Source organism: Protofrankia sp. BMG5.30, assembly GCF_001983005.1.
GTDB classification, from domain to species: domain Bacteria; phylum Actinomycetota; class Actinomycetes; order Frankiales; family Frankiaceae; genus Protofrankia; species Protofrankia coriariae.
Map to the genome: position 1 here is coordinate 68,474 of NZ_MOME01000010.1, position 24,375 is coordinate 92,848.

Annotated in this window: 19 protein-coding genes and 1 tRNA gene; 7 read left to right on the forward strand and 13 right to left on the reverse strand. The window is 71.0% G+C overall.

Annotated elements, in window-relative coordinates:
* Positions 1-48: 48 nt before the first annotated feature.
* Positions 49-1,011, reverse strand: a complete 963-nt coding sequence (locus BL254_RS05675) for a lysylphosphatidylglycerol synthase domain-containing protein (protein ID WP_052914504.1) — start codon at positions 1,009-1,011, stop codon at positions 49-51.
* 587 nt (positions 1,012-1,598) lie between these two features.
* On the opposite strand from BL254_RS05675, the gene BL254_RS27600 reads away from it, so the two are divergent.
* A complete protein-coding gene (locus tag BL254_RS27600; protein ID WP_076842716.1) occupies positions 1,599-2,603 on the forward strand; it encodes a toll/interleukin-1 receptor domain-containing protein in 1,005 nt (334 codons plus the stop codon).
* A gap of 31 nt (positions 2,604-2,634) precedes the next feature.
* Positions 2,635-2,847, forward strand: coding sequence for a hypothetical protein (locus tag BL254_RS26850; protein ID WP_047222618.1), 213 nt, complete (start codon positions 2,635-2,637; stop codon positions 2,845-2,847).
* 603 nt (positions 2,848-3,450) lie between these two features.
* Here the strand turns inward: BL254_RS26850 and dxs are convergent.
* From dxs to dut, 5 genes are all read right to left on the reverse strand, one after another.
* The gene (gene dxs / locus BL254_RS05690; protein WP_047222619.1) at positions 3,451-5,385 is read right to left on the reverse strand and encodes a 1-deoxy-D-xylulose-5-phosphate synthase; all 1,935 of its coding nucleotides are present in this window, start codon (positions 5,383-5,385) and stop codon (positions 3,451-3,453) included.
* A 279-nt stretch (positions 5,386-5,664) separates the two neighbouring features.
* Entirely contained in the window at positions 5,665-7,323 is a 1,659-nt protein-coding gene (locus tag BL254_RS05695; protein ID WP_076842717.1) for a class I SAM-dependent RNA methyltransferase, read from the reverse strand.
* Entirely contained in the window at positions 7,320-8,141 is an 822-nt protein-coding gene (locus tag BL254_RS05700) for a DUF3159 domain-containing protein (RefSeq protein WP_083730869.1), read from the reverse strand. Before BL254_RS05700 ends, BL254_RS05695 begins: the two co-directional genes overlap by 4 nt.
* Positions 8,142-8,481: 340 nt before the next feature.
* On the reverse strand, positions 8,482-9,240 hold the full coding sequence (locus tag BL254_RS05705) for a DUF3710 domain-containing protein (RefSeq protein WP_047222654.1): 759 nt from the start codon (positions 9,238-9,240) through the stop codon (positions 8,482-8,484).
* Between the two features lie 175 nt (positions 9,241-9,415).
* The gene (dut, locus tag BL254_RS05710; RefSeq protein ID WP_047222655.1) at positions 9,416-9,853 is read right to left on the reverse strand and encodes a dUTP diphosphatase; all 438 of its coding nucleotides are present in this window, start codon (positions 9,851-9,853) and stop codon (positions 9,416-9,418) included.
* A gap of 626 nt (positions 9,854-10,479) precedes the next feature.
* Between dut and BL254_RS05715 the strand changes: the two genes are divergently transcribed.
* The 3 genes from BL254_RS05715 (at position 10,480) to BL254_RS05725 (ending at position 12,260) form a co-directional block, all read left to right on the forward strand.
* Positions 10,480-10,926, forward strand: a complete 447-nt coding sequence (locus BL254_RS05715) for a DUF3093 domain-containing protein (protein WP_047222621.1) — start codon at positions 10,480-10,482, stop codon at positions 10,924-10,926.
* A gap of 171 nt (positions 10,927-11,097) precedes the next feature.
* Positions 11,098-11,388: a DUF4235 domain-containing protein gene (locus tag BL254_RS05720; RefSeq protein ID WP_013873203.1), complete on the forward strand. Its 291-nt coding sequence runs from the start codon at positions 11,098-11,100 to the stop codon at positions 11,386-11,388.
* 347 nt (positions 11,389-11,735) lie between these two features.
* A complete protein-coding gene (locus BL254_RS05725) occupies positions 11,736-12,260 on the forward strand; it encodes a gamma carbonic anhydrase family protein (protein WP_047222622.1) in 525 nt (174 codons plus the stop codon).
* A 387-nt stretch (positions 12,261-12,647) separates the two neighbouring features.
* Here the strand turns inward: BL254_RS05725 and BL254_RS05730 are convergent, their stop codons facing one another.
* The gene (locus BL254_RS05730) at positions 12,648-13,427 is read right to left on the reverse strand and encodes an inositol monophosphatase family protein (protein WP_047222657.1); all 780 of its coding nucleotides are present in this window, start codon (positions 13,425-13,427) and stop codon (positions 12,648-12,650) included.
* 686 nt (positions 13,428-14,113) lie between these two features.
* On the opposite strand from BL254_RS05730, the gene valS reads away from it, so the two are divergent.
* The gene (gene valS, locus BL254_RS05735) at positions 14,114-16,732 is read left to right on the forward strand and encodes a valine--tRNA ligase (RefSeq protein WP_076842718.1); all 2,619 of its coding nucleotides are present in this window, start codon (positions 14,114-14,116) and stop codon (positions 16,730-16,732) included.
* Positions 16,733-16,822: 90 nt separating this feature from the next.
* Here the strand turns inward: valS and BL254_RS05740 are convergent, their stop codons facing one another.
* The 4 genes from BL254_RS05740 to BL254_RS26860 form a co-directional block, all read right to left on the reverse strand.
* Positions 16,823-17,632 carry a hypothetical protein gene (locus BL254_RS05740; protein WP_052914500.1) on the reverse strand — a complete coding sequence of 270 codons (810 nt, stop codon included), beginning with the start codon at positions 17,630-17,632 and terminating at the stop codon, positions 16,823-16,825.
* Between the two features lie 551 nt (positions 17,633-18,183).
* On the reverse strand, positions 18,184-18,855 hold the full coding sequence (locus tag BL254_RS28940) for a class F sortase (RefSeq protein ID WP_047222624.1): 672 nt from the start codon (positions 18,853-18,855) through the stop codon (positions 18,184-18,186).
* Between the two features lie 400 nt (positions 18,856-19,255).
* Entirely contained in the window at positions 19,256-19,471 is a 216-nt protein-coding gene (locus BL254_RS26855; protein ID WP_076842719.1) for a hypothetical protein, read from the reverse strand.
* Positions 19,472-19,513: 42 nt separating this feature from the next.
* Complete coding sequence (locus BL254_RS26860) at positions 19,514-19,672, reverse strand: hypothetical protein (RefSeq protein ID WP_175648298.1); 159 nt, start codon at positions 19,670-19,672, stop codon at positions 19,514-19,516.
* A gap of 320 nt (positions 19,673-19,992) precedes the next feature.
* Between BL254_RS26860 and BL254_RS05755 the strand changes: the two genes are divergently transcribed.
* Positions 19,993-20,066 (forward strand) — tRNA-Pro (locus BL254_RS05755).
* 272 nt (positions 20,067-20,338) lie between these two features.
* On the opposite strand, the gene BL254_RS05760 is transcribed toward BL254_RS05755, so the two are convergent.
* Together BL254_RS05760 and der are read right to left on the reverse strand one after the other, a co-directional pair.
* Positions 20,339-22,801 (reverse strand): SpoIIE family protein phosphatase, encoded by a 2,463-nt coding sequence (locus BL254_RS05760; RefSeq protein ID WP_217699236.1) that lies wholly within the window; start codon positions 22,799-22,801, stop codon positions 20,339-20,341.
* Between the two features lie 199 nt (positions 22,802-23,000).
* Positions 23,001-24,374 (reverse strand): ribosome biogenesis GTPase Der, encoded by a 1,374-nt coding sequence (der, locus tag BL254_RS05765; protein ID WP_047222627.1) that lies wholly within the window; start codon positions 24,372-24,374, stop codon positions 23,001-23,003.
* Position 24,375 lies beyond the last annotated feature (1 nt).

The following is a 24,375-nucleotide window of genomic DNA, read 5'->3' on the forward strand; positions in this document are numbered from 1 at the left end:
AGTGACGGAGACGGGTGCGGCAGATGCCGGTCGGCTTTTCGACGTCGACTACCTGACCGAGGATGTATGGCTCGGCGCGGGGGGTGAGAGTATCGCGTCCGCCTGTGCGGCCTGCGCGCTCCGCTCGGTGGGCGTGCCGGTGGGGGCGGGGCGCAGAGCCATGCCGACGCCCGCCCACACCAGGTCGGCCACGGTCGCGAACAGACGGATGATCAGCGCGAGGACGGTCGCCGGCCCGGCCGCGAGCGCCGGCGCCAGGGTGAGGACGAGCACCGCCTCGCGCACACCCGCACCGGCCGGCAGCACCAGCACGAGAAAACCGGCTGTCCAGGCGAAGGAATATCCGCCCACCGACAGCAGCAGCAGACGCACGCCGTGCACCGACGGCGTGAGGTCGCGGGCGAGCAACCAGGTCGCCACGCCGAAGAGCACGAAACCCGCCAGCAGCCAGCCTGCGGCGGCCAGCACATGGCGTCCGCTGGGCTGCTGTTCCAACGGTGGGCGGCGCAGCAGCCGGAACGCGAACGCCAGCAACGCGGAGAGCACCGGCGGATACAGCACAGCCGCGAACACCGGGACGGCCAGCAGCACCAGCCCATAGTGACGCAGCGCGCCCGCCGACACGAACGGCAGGGTCACCGCGGCGGCCACCCCGCCGCAGGGAACCGCCAGCGCCAGCACGATCAGACTGGCGGACGCGGCCTTCGGCCGGGGTACCCCGTGGTCCCGGGACAGCTCCATCTGGGCCAGCACCGGCCACACGCTGCCGGGGATGTACTTGCCGACCTGCCCGACGAAGAAGATCCGCAGTGCGGCCCGCAGCGGCAGCCCCACGCCGAGCGATGCCAGCAGCGCCCGCCACGACAACACGGTCGTCCCGACCGCCAACACCGTGGTGAGCCCCGAGGCGACCAGCCCGAACGCGGTCAGCTCCCCGAACGACGCGCGGACCTCGTTCCACTGGCTGACCAGAGCGACGACAAGCAACCCCGCCGCCACCAGCAGCGCCACCCRCACCAGCCGCCGCCGCACGTCCCGCCCCCGACCAGCATCCGAGGGCTGTCCCTCCCCAGCAAGACGGCCCGGCTCCGCGGGCAGCCCCGCCTCAGTGGGACAGCGCGGCTCCGCGGGCAGCCCCGCCTCAGTGGGACATCCCAGCTCCGCGGGACGGCCCGGCTCCGGATGAGGGCCCGGCCTCGGCTGCTGGCCCGGCTCCGTGGGAAGGCGGCCCGCCGTCCCACGGCCGCGGACGTCGACAGGCCGCATCCACCGCATCACCCCAGCCTAGAGCCCTGCCCCGCACGCCTCCCAACGGCACACAAGAACCATGATCACGCCACTTCCAGCCCACCGGAACATCAATCCAGTGTCATAGATCTGACCGAAAGCCCCTTGTTCTCCCTACGGAACCCCTCTGGAATATCCAGCGATCTTCATAGGTAATCCGCCGAAGACAGGCCGCGAGCTGCGCAATCGCCTGAACGCCCCTCCGTTACGCCACTTCCCAGGCGGGCAGCCCCAGCCTGATCGAATTGCCTGTTTGATGGCGCGCTGAGTGACAGTGGAATGCCGGGCCGGTGACCGGTGGGACTGGTGGCATGGCGGCCAGCTTGGATTTCTTCGTCTCGCACACTCAGGCGGACCTGGCGTGGGCGGCGTGGATCGCCTGGACGTTGGAAGAGGCGGACTATCAGGTGCTAGTCCAGGCGTGGGACTCCCCCCCGGGGTCGAACTGGGTCGCCGCGATGAACGACGGGGTGGCCCGGGCCAGACGGATGATCGTGGTGCTCTCCGCGGCGTACAGCCACTCGGCGCATGGGGCCGAATGGCTGTACGCGTGGAAAACGGATCCGGACGGGCAGCAGCGCCGACTGCTGCCCGTCCGGGTGGAGGACTGTGAGCGGCCGGGATTGTTGGACACGGTGACCGGGGTCGACCTGTTCGCCCTAGACGAGCCGGCAGCGCAGACCGTCCTGTTGAAGGCGGCCCAGCATGCCGTGTGTGGAGGCCGGGCGAAACCAGAAGACAAGCCGATTTTCCCCCCGAACGGGCGGGCGCTACGCCAGCCGGTGAGTTTCCCCGGCGAGAAGACCGACGAAGAACAGCCACCCAAGCCGCCGGAGCCGACACCACCGCCTGACAGAGGGATCCAGAAATATTCCACCAATAACACCAATTCGACTATCACAAAAAGCCCGGCAAGAATCCAAGGTTCCGCAATAAATGGATTCCTAGAGGCGCGAGAAGGTCGCTTTTTTCATCTTTTCAATCGCGATATTGATCAGCTTGATTTTTTTGACGGTTATACTGTGGAAGTATTTTCGCGGGAGGGATGCCGTCCCCCCGACGCCAGTTCCCATGCCAGCACCTGCTCCTATACCAACACCGACCCCCTCGCCACAATCCACCCCCACGTCAACACCGCCTTCTCCACCCACGACCGCAACCGCGAAACCGGGACAAAAGAACACCGTTCCCGCTGCCGCCGCAACCACCAGCGGCCAAACACCCACCGATGCTCCAGCGCCCGAGACCTCCAGCATGCCACCGTCGCCAACAATCGTGATCAGCAGGGGCTCGGACACCAGCAGTTCAAAATGTGAAAAACCGAACTGCTCCTGGATCAACGCGACGATGACCGGTTTTCAGCCGAACACCACCTACGAGGTCTACCCCTTCGCCAACGGACACGTCTTCAGCGAGCCCTGTACAGCTCGAACGGACGCGAACGGCTCCGCCACGTGCAACGACGTCCGCTACGACGTCCCGGACACCACCGTCTACGAATACGTAGACACATCGGCGGGGAAGGTCCCGTCAAACACCATCTACTGGGAGCCCAGGTGAGCCGGGTGACTATGGGTGCGTTCCACGAGCAGGCCGCGCCTCTGCCTTCTCGGTCGCGCGTCTGCCTTCTCGTTAGTCGAATGCGACATGTCCTCCACTACTGGGAGGCTGGACAGCGCACCGCATCCGCGAGAAGGCAGGAAACGACTACCATTTTTTGATGCTGATCATTCAGCTTACAGCGCCTTGTTCACAACATCGCCATCCCGGCCAGCGGAACTCAGGCCGGTTACCTCGGGCTGTGCTGTTGTCGCCCCAAAACCAGAACCTGTGAACAAGGCTCTTCGGGTGCAACGACGGTTACCGGCAGCCGAAATCTCCTGGGACGCATCAGGCGTCGACACGACAAGGGTGACCTGCCGGTAAGAGCCGCGACCCGCCACCGACGGGCACGCCGACCGGCGGGTGCCAGCGGGAGGGTGGTGGCTGGTTGTGGTGGTCGGCCCCGCCAGCCACCATCGGGGCTCCGACCCGCCGGATTCAGCCGAGGCTGTAGGTGAAAACCGTCCTTACAACAGCACTTTTCACCTACAGCTTCCGCTGTTGTAGGTGGAAACCGTTGTCACGACAGCGGTTTCCACCTACGGCTTCCGTTGACCGGGGTCAGCGCTGGCCGGCGGGGGTTTCCTCTTCGGCCTCGCCGGTGGTGAGGGCCGGTGCGCGGCTGGCGGCCAGCTCGACGATCCGACGGGCGAGCTCCTGGGCGGACAGGCCGATGTCGGCCATGACCTGGTCACGCTTGCCCTGGTCGAGGAAGGTCTGTGGGATACCGAAGTCCCGCAGCGGAACGTCCACGTCGGCGTCGCGCAGCAGCTGCGCGAGCGTCGAGCCGACCCCGCCGACCCGGCCGTTGTCCTCGACCGTGACCACCAGCGAGTGCGCCCGGGCCAGGTCGACGAGCACCGGGTCGAGCGGCTTGACCCACCGCGGGTCGACGACGGTGATCCCGATGCCGTGGCTGGCGACCCGTTCGGCGACCTGCAGGCAGGTCGCCGCCATCGCGCCGACGGCCACCAGCAGCACCTCCCGGGTCGGTGTGACCTCCGGCGAGCGGTAGAGGACGTCGACCGTCCCGACCCGGTCGATCGCGGGGATGTCCGCGTTGATCTTGCCCTTGGAGAACCGCACCACCGACGGCCCGTCGGTGATCGCCACCGCCTCCCGCAGATGGGCGCGCAGCGTGGCGGCGTCCCGTGGCGCGGCCAGCGACAGCCCGGGCACGAGCTGGAGGAAGGACATGTCCCACATGCCGTTGTGGGACGGCCCGTCCTCGCCGGTGACACCGGCGCGGTCCAGGACGAAGGTCACCGGCAGCCGGTGCAGGGCGACGTCCATCAGCACCTGGTCGAACGCGCGGTTGAGGAACGTCGCGTAGACGCACACCACCGGCTTGATGCCGCCGAGGGCCAGGCCCGCGGCCGAGGTCACCGCGTGCTGCTCGGCGATGCCCACGTCGAACACCCGGTCCGGGAAGGTGGTGGCGAACTTCTTCAGGCCGACCGGCTGCAGCATGGCGGCGGTGAGCGTGACCACGTCCGGCCGCTCGTGGCCGATCTGGACGATCTCGTCGGCGAAGACGCTCGTCCAGCTGGTGCCACCGCCGGCCGCGGTGGGCTTGCCGGTACTCGGGTCGATCACTCCGACGGCGTGGAAGCAGTCGGCGTCGTCCTGTTCGGCGGCCGGGTAGCCGAAGCCCTTGCGGGTGACGCAGTGGACGATGACGGGCCCGCCGAAGTCGCGGGCGCGCCGCAGCGCGGTCTCCACCGCGTGGACGTCGTGCCCGTCCACCGGCCCGACGTACTTCAGGCCGAGGTCCTCGAACATGCCCTGCGGCTGGACGACGTCCTTGATGCCCCGCTTGATGCCGTGCAGGGCGTCGTACAGCGGCGGGCCGACCAGCGGGGTGCGGCCCAGGACCTGCTTGACGACGTCGAGGACCTGCTCGTACTCGGGGGCCAGCCGCAGCGAGGCCAGATGGTCGGCCAGCCCGCCGATCGTCGGGGCGTAGGAGCGCCCGTTGTCGTTGACAACAACGATCACCGGACGGTCTGCCGCGGCGATGTTGTTCAATGCCTCCCAGCACATGCCGCCGGTCAGCGCGCCGTCACCGACGACCGCCACGACCGAGCGGGACTCCCCGCGCAGCGCGTACGCCCGCGCCAGCCCGTCGGCATAGGACAGCGCCGTGGACGCGTGGGAGTTCTCGATGATGTCGTGCGGCGACTCCGCCTGGCTGGGGTACCCGGACAGGCCACCGCGCTGACGCAGGTTCACGAAGTCGTCCGCGCGGCCTGTGAGGATCTTGTGGACGTACGACTGGTGGCCGGTGTCCCACAGGATCCGGTCGTGCGGCGAGTCGAACACCCGGTGGATGGCCAGCGTCAGCTCGACGGCCCCGAGGTTGGGCCCGAGATGACCGCCGGTACGGGCCACCGCGTGGATGAGAAAGTCGCGGATCTCCGCCGCCAGAGCGGGAAGATCCTCGGCTGCAAGTTTTTTCAGATCGTGCGGATTGCGAACGGTCGACAGAAGCGACACTGGCACTTCCTCTCCGTGCACTCCCTCCCCCCTTTGTGAGGGGATCCGGCCCGGGACGCGCTCAGTCTACGCAGGTCAGGGGATCATTCACGGTCACGGAGCGGACATGTGAGCACGTTCCAAACGGGCCCCAACCAGGGCAGCGAGCGCTTACGATGCGTCGTTTACCCTGATCCGCGGCTACGCCGGAGCGTGCACGCCCTGTTTTTCCCCGGCGTGTCCCGGTGCTGACGGACCCGTTACCCGGGTGTCCGCTCGCCGTCATCCCGGGCGCGTCCGTCACCGGCTCCCGTGACCCGGGGCGACCATGATCGCCACACACTCCACGTGGGCGGTCATCGGGAAGAGATCAAAAGCCCGTAACGTGACGAGTGAATAGCCCTGTGCAACTGCCACCGCAAGGTCGCGCGCAAGGGACGCCGGATCACAGGACACGTACGCGACAGCCCGCGGGCGCAGGGCCAGCAGCGCCAGCATCACGGCCCRCCCGGCGCCCGCCCGGGGCGGGTCGAGGACCACGATGTCGGCGCCGGTGCCGGCCAGCCCGCGCAGGGAGCCCGGCGAGACCCGGACGCCGCGCAGCGACACCTGCGGCAGGTCGCCGAGGCTGCGCGCGGCCGACGCCACCGCCGCCGGATCCGACTCCATCGCCACGACCGTGCCGTCCGGGCCGACGGCTTCCGCGAGCGCGGCGGCGAACAGGCCCGCGCCGGCGTACAGGTCGAGCGCTCTCTCCCCGGCGCGAGGTGCCAGGCCGGTGAGCACCGCGTCCACCAGCGTCTCGGGCGCGCCGGGATGCACCTGCCAGAACACCCCCGGGCCAAGCCGGAACCGACGCTCACGCACCACCTCGACGATCTCGCTCTCGGCTTCGGAACCAGCTCCTGGACCGGACGGAACGCCAGCATCGAAGCCGGAAACACCAGCGGCGGAGCCGGAAACGGAGTCAGCGCCGACAGCGGCTGGGACACCAGCGGCGGACGGGATGCCGGCGGCGGACGGAACGCCGGAGGCGGGACCGGCTCCGGCACCGGCGGACGTGCCCGGAAGCCTGGTGATGACGACGGCGCCGCTCGACACACTCGCGGCGACCTCGATCTCACCCACGGAGATCTCACCCACGGACTCGGCCTGAACTTCGATACCGGTACGGGGTTCAACGCGGGGGTTGGCACGCGGATTGGCACGAGGGCCGGCTCTGCCGGCGGCCGTGTCTGAGTCACCGGCGTCACCGCCAGCGCTGGCGTCACCGGCGGCGCTGGCGGCGCGCGGCGGGAGGATTCGGCCGGCGACCGCCGCGCGCACCAGCGGGTGGGCGATCAGGCAGTCCGCGGCGGGAACGATCTCGTGCGAGCGGTGACCGCGCAGTCCGACCTCGCCCTGCCCGGTCAGCGCGTACCGCATCCTGGTCCGCCAGCCCAGGCCCTCGCCCTCACCCGGCGACCGCGTGTCCGGCGGCAGCGCGTCCAGTGGCAACGCGTCCGGCGGCAACGCGTCCGGCGGCAACGCGGATGGTGCTGGCGTGGACGGCGTTGGCGCGGATGGTGCGGGTGGTAAGGCGTTCACCGCCTCGACCTCGACGGGACGGTCCAGCCCGGCCAGCCGGCGCAGCTGCTCGCGGACCACCGCCGCCTTCAGCCGCCGCTGCGCGGCGAGGGAGGCGTGCTGCCAGTCGCATCCCCCGCACTTCCCGGCCCCGGCGTGCGGGCACGGTGGGACGACACGCTCCGGCGCGGCGCGCAGCACCTCGACGGCGTCCGCCCGCCAGTACCTGTCGTGTGAGGTGTCGGTCAGCCTGGCCCGTACCCGCTCGCCCGGCAGGGCATGGCGGACGAAGACCACCCGGCCGTTGTCACGGGCCACACAGCTCCCGCCGTGTGCCACCGGCCCGATCTCGAGCTCGATCACGTCCTCGGCCGCACCCCCGATTTCGATCATCTCCCGGGGCCGTCGAGGACCGTTCCCTCGACGACCGGCCCGTCGCCGGCCACGGGGTCGTCGTCCGCGGCGGGCTGGCGCGGCGCCAGCCGTCGCACGATGGCGAAGGTCGCGAGGATCGCCACGCCGAACAGGGGCAGGCCCAGAGCGATGTTGGCCGCGCCGAGCCAGCCGGACTCACCGGCGAGGTAGAGCAGACCCTGGACGGCGAAACGGACGGCGAAGACCGCGATCCAGACGCCCGTCGCCCATACCGCGGCGCGCCGGGTGTCGGCATGCCGGCGCCAGTTGGCGTAGCGGGGATCCAACGCCGCCATCACATAGCCGGCGAGCGGACGGCGTACCAGCAGCGACAGCAGGCCGACGGCCGCGAACACGGCGTTCTTGGCGATGCTGGGCAGGAAGAACCCTTCGGCGCTGTGCGTGCGGGACGCGACGAAAGCGGCCACACCGACCGCGAACAGACCGGAGAACGCCTGCTGGACCGGCTCCCGCCGGACCAGCCGCAGCACCACGAGGGCGAGAGCGACGGCGATCGCGACCACGATGCCCGCGGTCAGCCCCGCCTGGGAGTTGACAGCGACGAAGGCGGCGGTGGGAACGGCTCCGTCGACCACCCCCCGGACACCGCCCACAGCCTCGGCCAGCGACACCGGTGGCTGACGCGCCGACGGACGCCGGTCGCGACTGGGCGCGCTCACGCGGCGGTGGGCGGCCTGGGCGACAGCGCGTGTCGCGGGTCCGCGGTCGCGGGGCGACTGTCGGAACTCGTCATGGCAACCGCCTTCACTGATGTGTGTCATCCACTGGTATGCCATCCACTGGTACGTGTCATCTGGCGTGTCATCCGCTGATGTGCGTCATCCCCCGGCGTGTGCCGTCCGCAACCGGCGCAACATACGCCGGTGTGACATCCGGGAAACGAATCAGCCCGGCCCCGTGTGCCCGCGTCCCACTGGTAGCCCACCGGGAGCCAGTGGACCCGGGCCCGGGTCCACTCTGCGGTGTTCCCAGGAGCCGGGCGCGGGAAAATCGGGAAAACACGACCGCGCCACCATGGGCCCGTCCGCTCTCGCCCGTCCACGCTCCGGCGCCCTCGACCTGCCCGCGGGTGACCGCAACCGGCCTCGACAGACATCGGTGAACATCAGCGGATCCTCAACCGACTTCCGCGATCCGCACGCCCGGGGTCGGCATCCGGCCCGTCGTCGTCGCGACACCGCCGACGACCTCGCGCGGATCCGGACCCGGTTCGGACGGGCCGCTCTGGCCGTCCGAGCCGTGCGGGTCGGTGATCTCCCGGGGCAGTTTCAGCGGCAGCGGGTCACGCAGCGGCATCGCCTGGTCGCCACGTACCACCACCAGTCGGCGTAGCGCCTCGACCAGCGGCGGGGCGGCGGTCGGGTCGAGCGCGGCATAACCGGTGAACACGACCCGCAGGAACCAGCGCGGGCCGTCGATCCCCACCATGCGGCCGGGTACGAGCTCCCCCGGTGTGCCGGTCGGCAGTTGCAGGCGCAGCTCCCTGCCGTAGAACCCGTCGGTCTCCTCGGCCGTCCCCGCGGCGGCGCGAAGGGAGTCGACGATCTCGGCGCGCACCTCGTCCCACAGGCCGGCGCTCTTCGCCGCGGCGAACGCCGACAGTTCCATCCCGCTCTGCCCGTCCGTCAGCGTCACCGTGAGCAACTGCCCGGAGGCCTGGTCGACCTGGAACTGCACCTGGACCCCGTCGATCATCGGAATCCGCAGTGACCCCAGATCGAGCCGGCGGACGTGGTCGTCCGGGGCCTCGTCGGCGTCGTAGGGACCGTCATGATCGACCGCTACCGAGTCGTACCCGGTCTCGTCACGGTCGTCCCGATACTCCTGCGGATCCTGCCAGCCGCGACCGGCACGCCTACGACCTCGCCGGAACACCGCGGCCACTTCCTGTTCTCACGATCAGCTTTCCTGTCGTCACGATCGGCTCCTCACGCGTGTGATGGCCGGGTGTCCCCCGGCGGGATCGGGCGGCACCGACGGCGCCGTCCCAGGCCGGAGGGAGCCGGCTGCGGATCCGCGAGCGGATCCCGGGCCGGGGTCAGGGCCAGGGTCAGGCGAAACCGCCGGTCGACCCGAAGCCGCCCACGCCACGCACCGTCGACGGCAGCTCGGCGACCTCCTGGAACGCTGCCCGCTCCACCCGCTGGATGACGAGCTGGGCGATCCTGTCACCACGGCGCAGCACCACCGTCTCGCGCGGATCGGTGTTGACGAGCACGACTTTGATCTCACCACGGTAACCGGCGTCGACCGTACCCGGCGCGTTCACGATGGACACCCCGTGGCGTGCCGCCAGGCCGCTGCGCGGGTGCACGAACGCCGCGTACCCCTCGGGGAGGGCGATGGCGACCCCGGTCCCCACCAGGGCGCGCTCCCCTGGGGGGAGCGTGACGTCCCGCGTCGTGACAAGGTCCGCACCGGCGTCGCCGGCATGGGCGTAGGCCGGCAGCGGGAGATCCGGGTCGAGCCGGTGTACCAGCACCTCCAGCAGGCCGGCTCCGGCCTCGGTGCGGGACCCCGCGTGCGGCGCCCCGCTGCGGAGCCCTTCGGTGTGAGGCCCTTCGGGCTGAGATCCCCCAGTGTGAGGCCCCCCGGTGTGAGGTCCCCCGGTGTGAGGCGTGGTGAGGTTGTCCGTCGCGGTCATGAGCCCCTCGTGGTCTGGCGGATGCGGGCCGCCACCGGCGACGCGCCGGAGCGCGGCGGGACGCCGAAGTAACGACACATCGAAGACTAGCCGGCCGGAAAGCGCGCGATCATGACTGTCCGCGCGAGACCACGGCGGAGGCTGCCGCCGCGCCGCCCCGTCCGACCCCGTCCGGCACCACCCGGCAGCACTCGACACTGCCCGCAGCCCGAACGGCTCGCCGCGCGGCCACGGCGGAGCAGATACATCAGCRCACCGGTACGAGCACACATACCGCTACAGGCAGCGCGGTACGCCAGCGCGGCGGGAGAAGGCGGATCGGCGCGGGCGCGTCCGCGTGGCTGCGGACCGGCGAAGCTGGCGGCCCCGCGGGAAAGGCGGGCACCCGCGGGCGGGAAAAGACGGGTACCGACGGCCGACCGGTGACGGACGGGCGCGAGTGATGGCCGCCGCGGTGGATACTGACCGACATGCGCTACGAGGAACGGCTGGCCGTGCCCCGGCTGTGGCATGTCTGGGCCGCGCTCTGCGCCGGCGTCTTCGGAAGCTACTTCACCGTGTACACGGGCTCCGGGTGGATTCGGGCCGCCGTCTACGTCGGCATGTTCGTCGGGATGGAGGCCGGGCTGTGGGCTCTCGGTCGGGCGCGGCTGGCCGTGACCGACCAGACGGTGGCCGCGGCCGGCCGAGTGCTTCCCCGGGACGGTGTGCGCGATGTCGCGGCATGCTCCGACATCCGCACGGCGCTGGCGCCGGGAACGTATGCCGTGACCAGGCCGTGGATTCGCACCGGCGTGTGGATACGCACGGCCGGCGAGGTGTGGGTGCTCTCGTGCCGGCACCCTGACAGGTTCGTGGCGGCGACGGGTGTCCGCGGCCACCCGCTGACCGGCGCCGACAGCGGCCGGCCGGGGTAACTGGCAGCGGGGTGGCTGTCAGTAGTGAACGATCGCCAGTAACGGATGGCTGTCGGCAGCGGATGCCGTCGGCCGGACGGCCTCCAGCGGACCTTGGACCTCCGACGGAGGAACAACCATGATCCCCTCGGCGCAGGCCGCCGGGGCGTCTTCACGGACGGGGGTACGACAGTGTCTCAATCGGTAGCGAAGATCGGCTGGAAGATCGTCGGAGGTGTGGCGGGAGCGGTCGCCGGATCGGTGGCGAGCAAGGCCGTCACCCTGGCCTACAAAAAGATCCGCAAGTCGGACCCGCCACTCAGCCCGGTGCATCCCGACACGGCCTGGGTGGACGCGATCAGCTGGGCGGCGGCCTCCGGGGTGGCGGTCGGCATCGGCAAGCTCACCGCCGAGCGGCTGGCCGCCCGCAGATGGCTGGAGGCGACCGGATCGCTGCCGCCCGGCATCCGCGAGCTGGAGTAGCCGCGAGCTGGAGTAGCCAATAGTCCACGGCCGTACCCCGCAAGCCGCCGGGGCAGCGGCCGCACCTGCCGCAGCCCCCACCAGCGGGCCCAAACACAGCAGTCGCAAGCACAGCAGGCACAAGCACAGCCCACCCCGCCGCAGCCGCGGGAACTCTGGTCGGCACGGGCCACGTCCGACTGAAAAGTCACGGCCGCCGGCGATCCGTGGGCCGAGATGGCGGCCATCGGGGAAGATGGCGACCGTCGGGAGACGCGCTCGGGGAGACGCACCAAGGCAGACGCACCGAGGCCGGTTGCCGCGTGCCGTCCCACGGGACGTGACGCCGTCCGAAGGACCCGAAGGAGATGTCCGTGGCTGTCTACGCGCTCGGTGACCGGGTGCCCGAGATCGACCCGTCCGCCTACGTCCACCCGGACGCGACCGTGATCGGCAAGGTGACCATCGGCCCCGAGTCGACGATCTGGCCGGGCGCGGTGCTGCGGGCCGACTACGGCGAGATCCACATCGGCGCCCGCACGTCCGTGCAGGACGGCACGGTCGTGCACGCGACCGCCGAACTCCCCACGATCATCGGCGACGACTGCGTCATCGGGCACATCGCGCACCTGGAGGGCTGCACCGTCGAGGACGGGTCGCTGGTCGGCTCCGGCTCGATCGTGCTGCACCGGGCCGTGGTCGGCCGGGGGGCGCTGGTCGGGGCGCAGGCGCTGGTCGGCAACAACGTACAGGTGCCGCCGCGGGCGCTGGCCGTCGGCGTCCCCGCGAAGATCCGTCCGGACGCGGTGGCGGAGAACGCCTTCGCGGCCGGGGCCGCGATGTACACCGCGAACGGCAAGCGCTACCGCGAGGAACTCCGCCGCCTCGACTAGATCGACCAGAGGGAAGCCGCATCGGCTGGAGCGCCGGTCAGGTAGCGCGGATCCCAGCCACAGCCACCCGCACAGGCCATGATCCAGGCGACTTTGTCGTTGTGTACGCTTTTTGGCCGCAAAAGCGTACACAACGACAAAATTACGCCGATCTTCTCCGGTGGCCGCCGTCCATCGAAGCGTGCCACCGTGCGGGGGGATACGCATGGCTACCTGATCGGCGCTCCAGGAAGGAAAGGCGATCTGCCCGGTCGGCGCGGCGCGGGCTCGGCAGGGCCCGTCAGTGCTCGGGGCCGGTGTGGGCCGGCCATGTGGGGCGAGGGAAAATCGCTGGTGGCCGGCCGGTCGACGGCGGGCCTCCTTGGTGCCGTAGGTGGAGCCCGTCCGTCAGTCGCGGTCGGCGGGTGGGTCGGTGGCGAGGATGTCGTGGAGGGCGTCGAACAGGGCGGGTGGGGCGGCTATGACGAGGTCATTGGAGATCGGCCGGCCGTGCAGACCGCCGACCCGCAGGCCGGCCTCGGTCGCTACCAGCGCCCCGGCGGCGTGGTCCCAGGGGTGCAGGCCACGCTCGTAGTAGGCGTCGACCAGGCCGGCCGCGGCGGCGCCGAGGTCCAGCGACGCCGCGCCCATCCGCCGGATGTCACGCACCTGGGGGACGACCCGGGTCAGCACCGTCACCTGGGCGATCCGCCGTTGCACCGTGTAGCCGAACCCGGTCGCGACGAGCGCGTGCGCCAGGTCTGTGACGGCCGAGCCGGCCAGTGGCACGCCGTTGCGGGCCGAGCCGTCCCCGAGCGCCGCGGTGTAGGTGACGCCCAGGGCGGGCGCGTGCACGACACCCGCCACCACCTGCCCGTCGACCTCGGCCGCGATCGACACCGCCCAGTTCGGCAGGTTGTAGAGGAAGTTCACGGTGCCGTCCAGCGGGTCGACGATCCAGCGCACCCCGCTGGTGCCCGGGTCGTCGGCGCCCTCCTCGCCCAGCAGGCCGTCACCTGGACGTGCCTCGCGCAGCCGGCTCGCGACCAGTTCCTCGGAGGCCCGGTCGAGCGCGGTGACGACGTCGGTGGGGGACGTCTTGGTCGTCTCGGCCACGACATCACCGCTGCGGCCCCGCAGCAGCAGGTCGCCGGCCTCGTGGGCGACGTCGAGYGCCAGCGCGAGCAGGTCCGCCGGCCGCGGCCGCCCGGCCGCCGGGGCGCGGTTCGCCGGGGCGTGGTCGGGTACCGCAGCGGAGGTCGCGACGGCGGACGCGGTGGGGGCGGACGATGCGGACGATGCGGTGGGGGCGGTGTCCTCGCCGGTGTCATGCACGGGATACATCCTGCCAACCCATACGCCCCGCCAACCCAGGCCCAGCTCGCCCGCCACCGCCACCGTCTGCCGTCTGCCGTCTGCCGTCTGCCAACGCGATCCACCACCGCAGGTGGGCAGTGAGACACCGGAAGCGCCGGGAAAGCCCGCGGCTCCCACCGACCGCTTTCGTTTCTCGTCCTGATCAGGGAACGCTTTCGTTCTGGTCGAGGGACACCCGGGAGCGCCGGGGAAGCGCCAGCCGGTGGCCCAGGGCGGTAAGGCCCTGCCGGACCGGCCGCGCGGCCGGCCCCGCCGCCGGCAGGAGGCGGCGGCGCGCGCCCACCGTCCACGGGGAGGTCCGGGCACGAGCCCGCCGGAAACCCGCCGGAAAGGGGTGCCTCCGGGCCGGACGCCGGCGCTGGACGGGACACGCCGACGCCGCGCCGGGACGAGGATCGGTGGGGGCACGAACCCGAGAAGGACGAGAGGGATCAGGCAGGGGGCCTGGTGAAGCCCGTGTCCGAGCTCACATTGTTCGACCCGTAGGATCGTTACCTGTGGTGACAGAAGAAGGCAGGAACCAGCACGACTCGGACGGCCGTGAGCAGCCCGTCGCCGACCGGTCCGTCCCTGGACGCTCCGTTCCCCAGCGGCCCACCCTCGACGGCGTCGAGGCACGGTGGTCGGCCGTGTGGCAGGAGCAGGAGACCTACCGGTTCGACCGGAGCGCCGACCGGGCCCGGGTGTACGCGATCGACACCCCGCCCCCGACCGTCTCCGGCTCCCTGCACGTAGGCCATGTCTTCTCCTACACGCACACCGACGTCATCGCCCGCTACCAGCGGATGCGCGGCCGTGAGGTCTTCTACCCGATGGGGTTCGACGACAACGGCCTGCCGACCGAGCGCCGGGTGCAGAACTACTTCGGCATCCGCTGTGACCCGTCGCTGCCCTACGACCCGGATCTCACCCCGCCGGCCAAGCCCGGCAAGGAGCAGGTCCCGGTCAGCCGCCGCAACTTCGTGGAGCTGTGCGAGCGGCTGACGATCGAGGACGAGAAGGTCTACGAGCAGCTGTGGCGCCGCCTCGGCCTGTCCGTGGACTGGTCGATGACCTACGCGACCATCGACGCCCGTTCCCGGGCGGTGGCACAGCGGGCCTTCCTGCGCAACCTGGAGCGCGGCGAGGCGTACCTGGCGGAAGCGCCCACCCTGTGGGACGTGTCCTTCCGGACCGCGGTGGCGCAGGCCGAGCTGGAGGACCGGGAGCGTCCGGGCGCCTACCACTCGCTGGCGTTCGCCCGCGCCGACGGCGGCGGGGACGTCGTCGTCGAGACGACCCGGCCGGAGCTGCTGGCCGCCTGCGTGGCCCTGGTCGCCCATCCCGACGACGAGCGTTACCAGCCGCTGTTCGGCTCCACGGTGCGCACTCCCCTGTTCGACGTCGAGGTGCCGGTGCGGGCGCACCGGCTGGCCGACCCCGAGAAGGGGTCCGGCATCGCGATGATCTGTACTTTCGGTGACCTCACCGACGTCACCTGGTGGCGTGAGCTGCGACTGCCCACCCGCGCGGTGATCGGTCGGGACGGCCGGCTGCTGYCCGACCCGCCCGAGGCGATCGTCTCGGCGGCGGGCCGGGCGCGCTACGCCGAGCTGGCCGGGCGCACCGTGCACGCCGCCCGCGAGCGGATCGTGGAGCTGCTGCGCGAGGCCGGGGCGCTGCTGGGCGACCCGCGGCCGATCAGCCATCCGGTGAAGTTCTACGAGAAGGGCGACCGGCCGCTGGAGATCGTCACGACCCGCCAGTGGTACATCCGCAACGGCGGCCGGGATGAGGCCCTGCGGGCGCAGCTGCGGGCTCGTGGCAGTGAACTGCACTGGTATCCCCCGCACATGCGGGTCCGGTACGAGAACTGGGTGGACGGCCTGACCGGGGACTGGCTGATCAGCCGGCAGCGTTTCTTCGGCGTGCCGTTCCCGGTCTGGTATCCGCTGGACGACGCCGGCGTGCCCCGTTACGACCGGCCGATCGTCCCCGACCACGCGGCGCTGCCGGTCGACCCGTCCAGTGACACCGCGCCCGGCTTCAGCGAGGACCAGCGCGGGGTTCCCGGTGGTTTCGCCGCCGACCCGGACGTGATGGACACCTGGGCGACGTCCTCGCTGACCCCGCAGATCGCCGCCGGCTGGGGCAGYGACGACGACCTGTTCGCCCGGGTGTTCCCGATGGATCTGCGCCCCCAGGCACACGAGATCATCCGGACCTGGCTGTTCTCCACCGTGCTGCGCAGCCACGCCGAGTTCGGCACGCTGCCGTGGACGAACACTGCCATCTCCGGGTGGATCCTCGACCCGGACCGCAAGAAGATGTCGAAGTCCAAGGGCAACGTCGTCACCCCGCTGGACCTGCTCGAACAGCACGGGTCGGACGCGGTGCGCTACTGGGCCGCCTCCGGCCGGCCGGGCACCGACACCACCTTCGACGTCGGCCAGATGAAGATCGGACGCCGGCTGGCCATCAAGCTGCTCAACGCGAGCCGGTTCGCTCTCGGCCTCGGCGCGGTCGAGGACGCCGGCACCGTCGGCGAGCCGCTCGACCGGGCGCTGCTGGCGACGCTGGCGGAGGTGGTGGACTCCGCGTCCACCGCGCTGGACAACTACGACTACACCCGCGCGCTCGAGCTGACCGAGTCGTTCTTCTGGCGGTTCTGCGACGACTACGTCGAGCTGGTCAAGGGACGCGCGTACGGCTCGTTCGGCGAGCCGGGCGCGGCGTCCGCGCGGGCCACCCTGGCCGTCGCCCTGTCCACGGTGCTCGCGCTGTTCGCGCCGTTCCTGCCCTTCGTCACCGAGGAGGTCTGGTCGTGGTGGAAGCCCGGGTCGGTGCACCGTTCCCRCTGGCCGGAGGCCGGTGAGCTGCGCAAGATCGCTGACAGTGGTGACCCGCGTCTGCTCGAGGCGGTCAGCACGGCGCTCACGGCGATCCGGCGGGCCAAGTCGGAGGCGAAGGTGTCGATGAAGGCGGCGGTGGCCTCCGCGCGGGTCAGCGGGGACGCCGACCTGGTCGGCCTGGTCGAGGCTGTCGCGGCCGACCTGCGCAGCGCCGGCAGCATCACGGCGCTGACCTTCGACCGGGGCGCCGGCGAGCTGGCGGTCGACGTCGTCCTCGCCGGCTGACCGCCGCCGGCCGGGGTCGCCGCTGCTCCCTGCCGCCGCTGCTCCCCTGCCGGCGCTGCTTCCCTGCCGGCGCCGGTTCCTCTGCCGGCGCTAATCCTTGCCCTTGTAACGGACGCCGGTGACGGTGAAACGTTCCACCCCGCGCAGATGGCCACCCGTGGAGGCGACCACGACCAGGCCCTGGCCCGGCTGGGCGTCGATCGTCACCGTCGTCCGCCAGGGTGAGTTCTGCCCGCCCGCGGGCAGGCAGCAGCGCTCCCCGGCGACCTGGCCGCCGTTGGGACCTCCCGCCGGCCGCACCTGCACGCGGATGCTCTCGTCGACACCGGTGATCCGCCCGCCGGCCGTCAGCGACGCCGTCACGGTCGCCCCGTAGGCCGGCTGGGTGAGCGAGAAGGTGGTGTCGTCGGTACCGACGACCTCCCACGGCGCGTCGCTGCCGGAACCGAACCGGACGAGATGGACGACGGCCGCGACGCCGGTATGCTCACCCTCGGTGGCGTAGCCGACCTGCACCCGGGCGTGCTCCCCGGTCACGGTGCTGGTCAGTGTCCGGTCGATGTCGGTGAAGCCGAGGAAGTCCCGGACGAAGGACAGCGCGGTGGACGCCGGGTCGAGATGCCACGCCCGCGCGTCAGCGGCGCTGGCGAAGGGCCACAACGGCTGGTACGGGAAGTCCGCCGCGCCCGCGGCGGCACCCGGTGTCGCCGCCCCCTGGCCGGTGCCGGACTGCCCGGTACCCGGCTGCCCGCTGCCTGGCTGGTTCGTCGTCCCGGGCTGGCCGCCGACTTCTCCGACGGATGCTCCCGCGGAAGGTGACACCTGCGTGATCCCTGCCCCCGCGTCCGTGCCCGCGCATCCGGTGAGGGCCGCCAGCGCCAGCAGGGCCGCCACAAGCATCGCCGCCGRCAGACCCGCCAGCGGCGTCGAGGACGTCCGGGATGCCGGGGACGCCGGCTCACGCCCGTGGCCCCGCGGACGAACGGCCGCCCGTCGCCGATCGTCATGTGACGTCAGCCCACGTCCGTGTCCGCGCTCGCGCCCGCGACGCCGCGGGCCGCGGGCCCCGTTCCGTGGGGAGGACGGGCTCTTCCCGGCGCCCCGCCCGGTTCGGCGCGGGAACGCGCGCCCGGGCACCCCGTCCGCACTGGTCACGCCGATCACACCGAGCGCACGGAGTACGGCAGCCGCGCGGACAACCGGTGGCACCGAGACGTTCATGGCCCCTCCCCGGGATCGCCTGTCTCAGCGAAGGGTAACGCCCGCTATGGCATACATCTCTTCACGCAGTGTATACGCCGGTGTCATGTACACGTCGCTCGGCCATCCAGCCCTGGGCTCCCGCGCCCCGCTCCCGCGCCCCGCTCCCGCGCCTCGGCCGCCGCGGCGGCGGCCGGCGGACCCGTTTTCGTGCCCGCCGCATCTCCCGAGCCGCTGAACAGCGGCCGTACTCATGCCGGGTCGGCGACGGCGTGCGCGTACACGATCACATTCTTCAGATAGTGGCGGGTTTTCTTGTCGAAAGCACCGCCACAAGTGATCAGCCGTAGTTCCGGACGATCGACCCGGCCATACACCTCCGCTACCGGAAAATCATCCTTGGCAACCTCCTGAATACGGTCGACCGTGAATCGTACGACCGTCCCGTCCGTGCGGTTCACCTCTACCGTGTCCGATTTCCTGAGCTTGTCGAGATGGTAGAAGACCGCCGGCCCGGTCGTCGAGTCATAATGTCCGACAAGTACGGACGCGCCGATGTCGCCGGGCCGCGGCCCATATTCGTACCAACCGACGTCGGTCCAGGATGTCGGCACTTCGAGGGTCCCGTCCGCGTTGAGACCGACCGACCCGACCGGCGCGGACACGCCCACTTCCGGAATACGCAGAAAAGTCGGCGGGCTGTTCTGCCGCCGCCCGCCGTCAGCCGGATCCTGCGGTACCGCAACCGCCGGCGCCGGCGCCGGCCCCGCGCCGGTCCCCGTAGTGGCTGTCACATCGGGCGCCCCGACCAGTTTCCCATATTCGGACGAAACAAACTTCTGACCGCTCACCCCGATCAGGAGAATTCCGACCAGAACCAACCATCGCGCCGGCCGGACAATCTTCGGTCCCGTCGTGGCCATATCGCGTTCCACGCCTTCCCCTGGACATCAGATGGCTATGGTGTAGCCCGCGGTAACAATACCGCCGCAGTACGAGAGAAGAGGAAAGGTCATGACGCACAAAATCGGCCGGGGCGTGGTGATGCTGGCCATGTCAGCCGTCACCGGGCTCTTCGTGGGGTTCGGCCCCACAGCCGCATTCGCGGACGGGCCGTCGGATTCCGGCGCTTCGACGATATCCCCCGCGGCCACCCAGCAGCAGAATGGTGGGCAGTCCTGGAGCGGCGACGGGGCGAACGGATGGCCCCAGCTGCCCATCCAGCTGCCGATCCCGCAGCCTCCCGAGCAGGGGGAGAACGGCCAGTCCGCGCAGTCCGCGCAGTCCGGAGGCGGCGGCTGGTCCGGCTCGAACCCGTCCCAGTCATCGGGCGGGTCCGGCGGCCAGGGCGCGGCGCCGGGCGGGGGCCAGTGGCCGGGGCAGTCCGGGCAGCAGCAGGGCCAGCAGGGCCAACAGGGCCAGCAAGGCCAGCAAGGTGGTCAGCAGGGCCAGCAAGGTGGCCAGCAGGGCCAGCAAGGTGGCCAGCAGGGCCAGCAAGGTGGCCAGCAGGGCCAGCAAGGTGGCCAGCAGGGCCAGCAAGGTGGCCAGCAGGGCCAGCCCTCCGGGCAGTGGCCGGGCCAGTCAGCCACCCAGAAGCCGTCCTCCGAGCCGGTCCCGCAGGGTGGCGTACATGCGGGTGGCGGCGGTATGGCGCCGTCGTTCCCGATCGCTCCCGTCGCCGGCGCCGGACTCGGTGTCGCGGTGCTCGGTGCCGGCCTCGCCGCTCGCCGCAGGAGCCACGCGACGCGGTGACCAGGAGGTCTGGGCACGCTGAACCGCCTGGCGTTATACCCAACCGTCCCTGGCGTATACCCAGCGTGCCCAGACCGGCCGATCCGGGTGGATGCCGCCGCCGACCTTCGCCGCATCCACCCGGATCACCTCCTCCCTGGTGCCCCGTTCCAACCTCTCGCCACGGGACCTCCCGGCAGCCCATCGCCGGTGGCGAGACTGACGGCCCATTCGTCCTCGACATAGCGGACGACCAGCCGGGGCAGCTGCTACAACCAGCCGGGGCACCTGCCACGCCGGCGGGATCATAAGGTAACGTGGTCGACGTACGGGACGTGGYGCAGCTTGGTAGCGCACCAGACTGGGGGTCTGGGGGTCGCAGGTTCAAATCCTGTCGTCCCGACGCTGGAGCGAGGCTGCTGAACAGGGCTATAGGTCCTGGTCAACAGTCTTTTTCGCGTCTCCATGGTGCCAGGTCAATCGATCAACCCGGGCGGGCGTTGGGACCATCTGGGGACCGATCGCCGGTCAGCCCTACCCTGGACATACGCCTTGGTGGTGGTCGGCGGTCAGCCACAGCAGTGCGTCGCCGTGGAGGCGGAGCGCGCATTACCGCCTGCGAGCCTGCTGCGCCGGACAGTCCCTCCTCGACCGGCGGCGGCCCGTCGGGAGCGGTCAGTGGCCGGTCGGGAGTGACTGCTCGGCCCAGATGATTTTGCCGTGCGGGGTGTGGCGGGTGCCCCACCGTTGGGTGAGCTGGGCGACGAGGAGCAGACCGCGACCGCCCTCGTCGAAGACGCGGGCGCGGCGCAGGTGAGGTGCGGTGCTGCTGGCATCGGAGACCTCGCAGATGAGACTGCTCTCGTGGATCAGCCGGAGCTGGATGGGCGCGACGGCGTGGCGGATGGCGTTGGTGACCAGTTCGCTGACCACGAGCTCGGTGACGAAGGACGCCTCCTCCAGCCCCCAGGCGGCGAGCTGGTCGATGGCCATCTTCCGGGTCCTGGCCACCACCGCCGGGTCCGCGGGCAGGTCCCAGATGGCGACCTGGGAGGCGTCCATGCCCTGGGTACGGGCGAGGAGTACGGCGACGTCGTCGGAGGGGACACCGCCGGRCAGCAGCGCGTCCAGCACGTTGTCGCAGATCTGCTCCAGGGAGGACGTGCCGCCGCTGGCGGTCAGGGCACGGCTCAGCCGGTCGAATCCGGCGTCGGCGCCGGATTCGCCGGACTCGATCAGACCGTTGGTGAACAGGGCGATCAGGCTGCCGTCGGGCAGCTCCAGCTCGACGGACTCGAAGGGCAGCCCGCCCAGGCCCAGCGGGGGACCGTCGGGCAGTTCGGGGAAGTCGACCGTGYCGTCCGGGGCGACGACGGCGGACACGGGGTGGCCGGCACGAGCGAGCGTGTAGCGGCGGGAGAGCGGGTCGTAGACCGCATACAGGCAGGTGGCGCCGATCTCCCCGGCCACTGCTGTCTGCATCTCCTCGGCTCCTGGGCCTTCTTCCCGGTCGGCTCGGTCGGCCAGACGCAGGACGAGGTCGTCGAGATGCGTGAGCAGCTCGTCGGGCGGCATGTCCATGTCGGCGAGGGTGCGGACCGCCAGGCGCAGGCGTCCCATGGTGGCCAACGCCTGGATGCCGTGCCCGACCACGTCGCCCACCACGAGGGCAACCCTGCCTCCGGACAGCGGGACGACGTCGAACCAGTCACCGCCCACACCGGCCCCGGAGCCGGAGCCGGCCGACGGATGGCGGGAGGCGACCGCCACCGCCACATGCGGGGACGTGCGCTGCGGCAACATGCTCCGTTGCAGGGCCAGCACGGTGTTGCGCTCGTGGGTGTAGCGGCGGGCGTTGTCGATGCACAGGGCCGCTCTGGCCGTGATCTCCTCGGCGAGAAGCAGGTCATCGGTGTCGAACGGGTCGGGGGTGCGGTGCCGCAGGAACACTGCGAGCCCGAGGGTCGTCCCGCGGGCGAGCAGCGGTACCACGATGAGGGAATGGATCCCGTACGCGCGGGCACTGCGTGCACGCGCCGTGTCATGCTCCAACCACGCCTGAATGTCGGGGTTGTCGATCGCGTACCGCGACGGCCTGCCGGTGACCAGGGCACGGGCCAGAGGCGAGTCCCCGGAGTAGCGCTCTGTCTTTCCCGGCTCGACCGCGGACTCCGGGCAGCCATCCAGCACGGACTGCTGTGCGGCACGGCGGAGGAGCACGCCTGCGGTGGCCCGGCGCGGATCCGCCTCGTTGTCACCGACGGCGGAGTCGAGCAGGTCGACGCTGACGAAGTCGGCGAACTGCTCGGTGGCCACGTCTGCCAGCTCCTGGGCGGTCCGCACCGTGTCCAGCGTGCTTCCGATGCGGACGCTGGCCGCGTTCACGACGGCCAGCCGCTGCCTGGCCCGGTACTGCGTGGTGGTGTCGAGGGCTGCTGTCGACACCCCCCGCACCGTGCCTGCGGGGTCCTTCACCGGGTAGAGGAAGACCGACCAGGCGTGCGCATGGCTCTCGCCAGGCAGCGGGGTGACCATTTCCAGAGTCGACCGTTCCCCCGTGCGGATCACCTGCGTCATCAGTTGTTCGACCTGGTCGGCGATAAGGCTGGGGAAGATCTCCCCCGGACGGAGTCCGAGTACCGCCTCTTCCCGCGCGGCTATGACGCGCTGCGCTTCCTCGTTGCCTCCCACCATGCGCTTCTCGCGGTCGTAGATCCCGAGGACGATCGGCATCTGGTCGAGTGCCCAGTTCCTGAGCGCCGCCGCCGTGTCATGGCGCGAACCTGGTTCGCCCGGCTCGAGAGCCACCACAACCCAGCCGCTGTTTCCCCGCGTACCGTGCGTCGGGGCCGCGTGGACGTCAATCTCGACGGCGCGGCCGTCCCGGCGCCGCAGCATCACTCGGCCGTTGCACTCCTCCCGCCGCTCGATGCCGGGTAGCACCGACGCCGGAAGGTCCACGGCAAGAAGGTCCGCCGCGGCGCGTCCCACCACCTCGTCCGGACGATAGCCCAGCAGCCGACCGGCTCCTGCCGTCCACGCGGTGAGCACGCCTCGAGCGTCCAGCGCGGCCATCGCTATACCGGCCACTGCCGCGGGAACGTCAGCCCCGTCTCGTGAAGGCTTTCTTTCGCTCATCCATACTCGTCTCGGCATTGCCGAAGCCCGCGACCTGCCGAGCTGCCGACCTGCCATCCCGGCGAATCAGGCCCTGCACCCATTGCCACCGAGCATGGCACTGTGCAGCGGACCGCTCAACCAGACGGATACCGGCAATCAAGAGAATCGATCTGTCACCGATCTCATGGTTGGTGCTCCTTTGTCTCGTTCAGGCGGATCAGTGGCGTTTCTCGCCCCGTTCACGGACCCGGACCGAAATCTCGATCGGCGTTCCGGCGAAACCAAAATCCTCGCGCAGGCGGCGTTCGAGGAAGCGGCGGTAGGCGGGCTCCAGGAAACCCGTCGAGAAGATGACGAAACGCGGTGGGCGCACCCCGGCCTGGGTCGCGAACAGCACCCGGGGCAGCCGGCCGCCGCGCGACGGCGGCGGAGTGGCCGCCACGACCTCCCCCAGCCAGGCGTTGAGCCGGCCGGTGGAGATGCGCGTCCCCCACGACTCCAGCGACGTCCTCAACGCCGGGGCCAGCCGGTCGACCGCGCGGCCGGTCGCCGCCGAGACGTTCACCCGCGGCGCCCAGGCCACCCGACCCAGATCCCGGACGATCTCCCGTTCCAGCGTCAGCCGGCGGTCCTCGTCAAGCAGGTCCCACTTGTTGAACGCCAGCACCAGGGCCCGTCCCGCCTCGACCACCATGGTGATCACCCGCTGGTCCTGTTCGGTGAGCGACTCGCTGGCRTCCAACAGGACGATCGCGACCTCCGCGGCCTCCAGCGCGGCGGCGGTACGCAACGACGAGTAGTACTCCGCGCCGCTGGCCTCCCGCACCCGCCGACGCAGACCCGCCGTGTCGACGAACTTCCAGGTCTCCCCGCCGACCGTCACCAGCTCGTCGACCGGGTCGCGGGTGGTGCCGGCGACGTCGTGCACCAGCGAGCGCTGCGTGCCGGCCAGCCTGTTCAGCAGGCTGGACTTGCCGACGTTCGGCTTGCCCAGCAGGGCGACCCGCCGCGGGCCGTCGATCTCCTCGAAACGTTCCCGGGGCGCCGGTGGGAGGGCTTCGAGGATGGCGTCGAGCAGGTCCCCGCTGCCCCGGCCGTGCAGGGACGAGACGGGGTACGGCTCACCGAGTCCGAGGCTCCACAGCGTGGCGGCGTCGGCTTCGCCGCGGGAGTCGTCGACCTTGTTCGCCGCGAGGACCACCGGCAGCCCGCTGCGGTGCAGCACACGGGCGACGGCCTCGTCCGCGTCGGTGGCCCCGACGGTGGTGTCGACCACGAACAGCACCGCGTCGGCGGTGTCGAGGGCGGCGCGTGCCTGCTCGGCGACCCGGGCCGCCAGGCCCCGCGCGTCCGGCTCCCAGCCGCCGGTGTCGACCACCACGAAACGGCGGCCGTTCCAGGTCGCGTCGTAGGCGACGCGGTCCCGGGTCACCCCGGGGACGTCCTCGACGACTGCGGCCCGCCGGCCGAGTATCCGGTTCACCAGCGTCGACTTGCCGACGTTGGGGCGTCCGACAACGGCCAGGACCGGCTGGCGGTCGTCGATTCCGGACCGGCCCGCGGCGGAGTCCCGCGGTGCCTGCGAAGCCACA

Coding starts and splice junctions, on each gene's coding strand:
- BL254_RS27600 (WP_076842716.1), top strand. CDS start 1,599: ATGGCGGCCAGCTTGGATTTCTTCGTCTCGCACACTCAGGCGGACCTG.
- BL254_RS26850 (WP_047222618.1), top strand. CDS start 2,635: ATGACCGGTTTTCAGCCGAACACCACCTACGAGGTCTACCCCTTCGCC.
- BL254_RS05700 (WP_083730869.1), bottom strand. CDS start 8,141: ATGGCATACCAGTGGATGACACACATCAGTGAAGGCGGTTGCCATGAC.
- BL254_RS05715 (WP_047222621.1), top strand. CDS start 10,480: ATGCGCTACGAGGAACGGCTGGCCGTGCCCCGGCTGTGGCATGTCTGG.
- BL254_RS05725 (WP_047222622.1), top strand. CDS start 11,736: ATGTCCGTGGCTGTCTACGCGCTCGGTGACCGGGTGCCCGAGATCGAC.
- BL254_RS05740 (WP_052914500.1), bottom strand. CDS start 17,632: ATGCTTGTGGCGGCCCTGCTGGCGCTGGCGGCCCTCACCGGATGCGCG.
- BL254_RS28940 (WP_047222624.1), bottom strand. CDS start 18,855: ATGGCCACGACGGGACCGAAGATTGTCCGGCCGGCGCGATGGTTGGTT.